This window comes from Proteiniclasticum sp., from assembly GCF_003514505.1.
GTDB lineage: Bacteria > Bacillota > Clostridia > Clostridiales > Clostridiaceae > Proteiniclasticum.
This window is the reverse complement of sequence record NZ_DOPX01000006.1, coordinates 1-4,527: the sequence shown is the minus strand read 5'-3', so window position 1 is coordinate 4,527 and position 4,527 is coordinate 1. Positions and strand designations below refer to the sequence as shown.

The following is a 4,527-nucleotide window of genomic DNA, read 5'->3' as shown; positions in this document are numbered from 1 at the left end:
TGAAAGCATCTAAGCGTGAAGCCTACCCTAAGATAAGATTTCCCATGACGTAAGTCAGTAAGATCCCTTGAAGAACACAAGGTTGATAGGTGAGAGGTGTAAGTGCAGTAATGTATTCAGCTTACTCATACTAATAGATCGAGGGCTTAATCAAAAAAAAGAACAATCTCTAATTCTTTACAATCTCTCTGTATGCAGTTTTGAAAGATGCAGATCTTTCTAAAACTAAATATCTGGTGTCTATATCTCTGAGGGTTACACCCGTTCCCATTCCGAACACGACGGTTAAGCCTCAAGGAGCCCATGATACTGCAGGGGAAGCCCTGTGGGAAAGTAGGTCGTCGCCAGTTACACTGCTCTAAGCGCAAGCTTAGGGCTTTTTTGTATATTGAATTAACTAGTAATAGTGGACTCTTTGAAAAGTCTCATGAAAGATAGAGAGGTGTGTAAAATGGGTAAAAAGACACTCATAGGTGCAGCTCTGATGATAGGGTTAGGGATATGGATTCTGAAGGAAAATAAACATCTGAAAGTTACACATCATGAGATCAGAAATGAAAAGATACCTTCATCCATATCAGGGTATACAATTGTACATGTTTCTGATTATCACAACACGCTATTTGGTGAAAATAACAAAGTTCTTGTGGATAAAATAAAAGAAAATAAACCAGATCTCATTGCTGTCACAGGAGACCTTATAGACTCCAGAACCACAGATCTTGATGTGGCACTGCTTTTGATGAAAGAGATGCGGAAAATAGCACCGGTATATTATGTTTCAGGTAATCATGAAAGCAGGGTGCCAGAGTATGAAGTTCTTGAAAACAGGCTTAGGGAGAGTGGTATTGAAGTATTGAATGATAGAATGACAATACCAAACAAAGAAGCTGCTCCTATTTATCTCTACGGTGTACGGGATCCAGCATTTACCAGAAGGAAAAGCGGAGAGTCCGAAGGTATCATTATGAAAAAACAGCTGGATACTTTACCTCAATATGATCATAAGTACACTATACTTCTTTCACATAGACCAGAGCTTTTAGATCTGTATGCTGAGTATTCATTTGATCTGGTTCTTTCTGGCCATGCCCATGGTGGACAGGTGAGACTTCCGCTGTTTGGGGGGATTCTTGCACCCAATCAGGGCTTTTTTCCAATGCTCACTTCAGGAATGCATAAGATGAAGAATACCTTTATGATTATTTCAAGAGGAATCGGGAACAGTGCATTTCCGCTACGTGTGAATAATCCACCAGAGCTTATTGTGATCAAACTCTTTCCAGAAGAGTAAAGCTTTTTCTATAAATTTACGGGCAGAGATTGACGGCTGATTCTAATATCATCGTTAATCTCTTTTCTATTTCTTAAAAAAAACGGATAAGATTGACAATAAATATCATGAATGACAAAATAAGATAGAAGTTTTGAGGCTTTGGAGGAAACTATGGAGAATAATGGACTATATTTAATCGATGTTGAACAAGGGTACACCATGCAAGAGGCCGTCAAAGAAGCAAAGCGCTGCTTGGACTGCAAAAATCCTACATGCATCACTGGGTGTCCTATAGAGAATGAAATACCAAATTTTATTAGAGAAATTTCTAAGGGGAATTTTGGAGAAGCCAGAGAGATTTTAGCAAGAAAGACAAATCTGCCTGCGATTTGCGGCAGGGTATGTCCTCATGATCTGCAATGTGAAGGGCATTGTATTCTTGCAAAAGCAGGTAAATCGATACATATTGGTAAACTTGAACGGTTTGTTGCAGATTTTGATCATTCCATGGGACTGATCAATGAAAAAATCCCAAGAAAAACGAGAGGAAAAGTTGCCGTAATAGGATCAGGTCCCGCAGGGCTGACCATTGCAGGTGACTTAGCAAAAGGAGGCTTCAATGTTGTAGTGTATGAAGCTCAGGAAGAGCCTGGCGGAATACTCCTTTATGGAATACCCGATTTTAGACTGCCTAAAGATGTCGTCAGACGTGAAATAAAGAAAATTGAGTCTTATGGTGTAACATTCATGAACAATATGGTAGCTGGTGAAGGTTTCACAGTGGATGATCTTTTCGAAAGAGGATTTGATGCAGTATTTATTGGGACGGGTACAGCACTATCCAATCAGTTGGACATCCCTGGCAAAGAACTGAAGGGAGTGGAGTTATCCTCCTATTTCTTAAGAACTTCTATGCTTGCCAATGAAGGGAAGCTGCCCATAGATGAGGTGCTTGTCAAAGATGGAAGCAGAGTCATTGTTATCGGATCTGGCAATGTAGCCATGGATGCCGCTCGGACAGCAGTTAGAATTGGAGCAAAAGAGGTTAAGGTGATTTATCGACGCAAGGAAGAAGATATGCCAGCAACAAAGTCTGAGTATGAGGATGCGCTGAAGGAAGGAGTACAGTTTTATTTTGAAAGTGCTCCTATTGCATATAATGGAAAAGACGGAGTAGTTACAGGTCTACGCGTTAATACGCCTCAGGGAGAACTCATTCATGATGCAGATGTTGTTCTTGTTGCCATTGGATCAAAGCCAGCAAGGCGTATTGTATCAACCACGGAAGGAATTGAAGTAGACAGCAAAGGATATGTGATCACCAGAGAAAAACCGTATGGTATGACTACGCTACGAGGTGTATTTGCTGGCGGAGATGTAGTACATCAGCCTGCAACTGTTGTAAAGGCCATGAAAGAAGCAAAGAAAGTTGCTGATGGCATTGCAGCATATGTGGATGCCAAGAAGCTTTTAGAAGCATAAAAGTCAAAAGAACCCGCAGATATACTGCGGGTTCTTTAAATTAAAACAGTAAAGAGAATATTCTAAAGAAGCTTTCTTTCAAGTGGGTAAAAATACTTCCGCGATTGTACTCCTCTAAAGTGAGCATTCTGCTTGCTGCAGCATCATCATAGAAAAGCCCTTCCATTTTTGCAGAAGTAAGTTCATCGTAAACTACTGCATTTACTTCATAATTGTAGTATAAACTTCTTACATCGAAGTTTGCAGTTCCGAAAGTTGAAATTTGGGTATCCACAACCATGGCTTTGTTATGATAAAAGGATTCTTTGTCGTATAAATAGAACTCAACTCCTACATCAAGCAGTTCTTTGATATAGGTCATCGAAGCGTGACCCACAGGGGGATGATCATACTGCTCTGGAAAAACGATCTTGACATCTATCCCAGAAAGAACTGCAACCTTAAGTGCTTGCATTAGAGAATCAGAAGGTATGAAATAAGGGGAGCTGATATATATTTTTTCTTTTGCGCTGGTAATCATCTTTAGAAAAAGCTGTTCAACTGTTGAATAGGGAGTACCTGGACCATTATAGACAAGCTGCATAGGAAGATAATTTTCGATGGTGTTTTTCGGGAAATAAAGTGAGAGATCTTCTTCTCTTTTATACTTTTGCCTTTGTTTATCGTACTCCCATTTCTTAGCCTCTTCATTAAAAGAAAGCACAGAGAAAAAATCATCGAAGAATAAAGCCTGAAGTCCTAATACAAACTCACCTTCAATTCGTGCATGAGTATCTCGCCAGTAACCGAATTTTGATTTCCCAGTATACTCATCTCCTATGTTATTGCCACCCAGGTATCCAATCTTTCCATCAATGATAATGATTTTCCGGTGGTTTCGGTAATTGATGGAAGTATCTATGTATTTGCTGATACTTGCAAAATGAGCACTGTAAGTCACAAGCTCTATACCTGCAGCTCTAATTTCTTTTAGATATTCTTTATCGAATCGTCTGCCGCCAACTTTATCCATAATAAAGCGGACTTTAACACCTTCTTTGGATTTTCGGATCAGGGTATCAAAGATACGTCGACCGATGTCATCAGATTTTACAATGTAGTATTCCATATGAATGTGATGTGTGGCTGATTCAAGATCATGAATAAGGGCTTCAAATTTCTCCACGCCATCTTTATATAGAGTGATGTTGTTATAAGAGAACATGGGGCTGCCATTTCCGATGGTGACCATTTTAGCCATGTCTTTATAAGGTCCAGCGTACTCCTCCAGACTTGTTTTTACAAAATCAATCATTTCGGGTGAGAGTCTTTCTTTTAAGTTCCTTGATTTCCAGTTGCGTCCTAGAAAGAAGTAAAGAATCAAGCCCAGAAAGGGAATGAGCATGAAAATCAGAAGCCATCCAATGGACTTCTCAGGCTTCTCTCTGTTCTTAAAGATGATGGTCAGTGAAATCAGGAAGTTAATAACCAGACTTAATGCCGTAATTGCGTTATATAAATTCAAAGTATTTTCCTCCAATAAAGTACTGATAAGTATATTATAGTATAGTTTCATAAGAGGAAGGTATGATTTTGTAGAAAGTAGATTAATTTTAGTTTTTGTTCATGAACTGAGGCTGAATGGGTTTAGATGGATTTAGAACTTATTGAATACACTCTTGATAATTTCTTTAGATTTTTTCAAAAAAGCTGTTGACTTAGTATTTCGAACCATGCTATTATAGACAAGTCGCTTGATGAGAGCGGCGAAAACAAGCAAACACAGTTCT

Annotated in this window: 3 protein-coding genes and 2 rRNA genes; 4 read left to right on the top strand and 1 reads right to left on the bottom strand. The window is 39.0% G+C overall.

The annotated features are described in order from the left end of the window. The 4 genes from DEF30_RS00895 to DEF30_RS00880 all read left to right on the top strand — a co-directional run. Positions 1-154 (top strand): 23S ribosomal RNA (locus tag DEF30_RS00895); the annotation flags it as partial. Between the two features lie 78 nt (positions 155-232). Next, positions 233-350 (top strand): 5S ribosomal RNA (rrf, locus tag DEF30_RS00890). Between the two features lie 101 nt (positions 351-451). Beyond that, positions 452-1,294, top strand: a complete 843-nt coding sequence (locus DEF30_RS00885) for a metallophosphoesterase (RefSeq protein WP_294095330.1) — start codon at positions 452-454, stop codon at positions 1,292-1,294. A 153-nt stretch (positions 1,295-1,447) separates the two neighbouring features. Next, complete coding sequence (locus DEF30_RS00880) at positions 1,448-2,758, top strand: NAD(P)-dependent oxidoreductase (protein WP_294095326.1); 1,311 nt, start codon at positions 1,448-1,450, stop codon at positions 2,756-2,758. Positions 2,759-2,798: 40 nt separating this feature from the next. Here DEF30_RS00880 and cls read toward each other — a convergent pair whose 3' ends face one another. Beyond that, positions 2,799-4,262, bottom strand: a complete 1,464-nt coding sequence (cls, locus tag DEF30_RS00875) for a cardiolipin synthase (protein WP_294095323.1) — start codon at positions 4,260-4,262, stop codon at positions 2,799-2,801. Positions 4,263-4,527 lie beyond the last annotated feature (265 nt).

Coding starts and splice junctions, on each gene's coding strand:
- DEF30_RS00885 (WP_294095330.1), top strand. CDS start 452: ATGGGTAAAAAGACACTCATAGGTGCAGCTCTGATGATAGGGTTAGGG.
- DEF30_RS00880 (WP_294095326.1), top strand. CDS start 1,448: ATGGAGAATAATGGACTATATTTAATCGATGTTGAACAAGGGTACACC.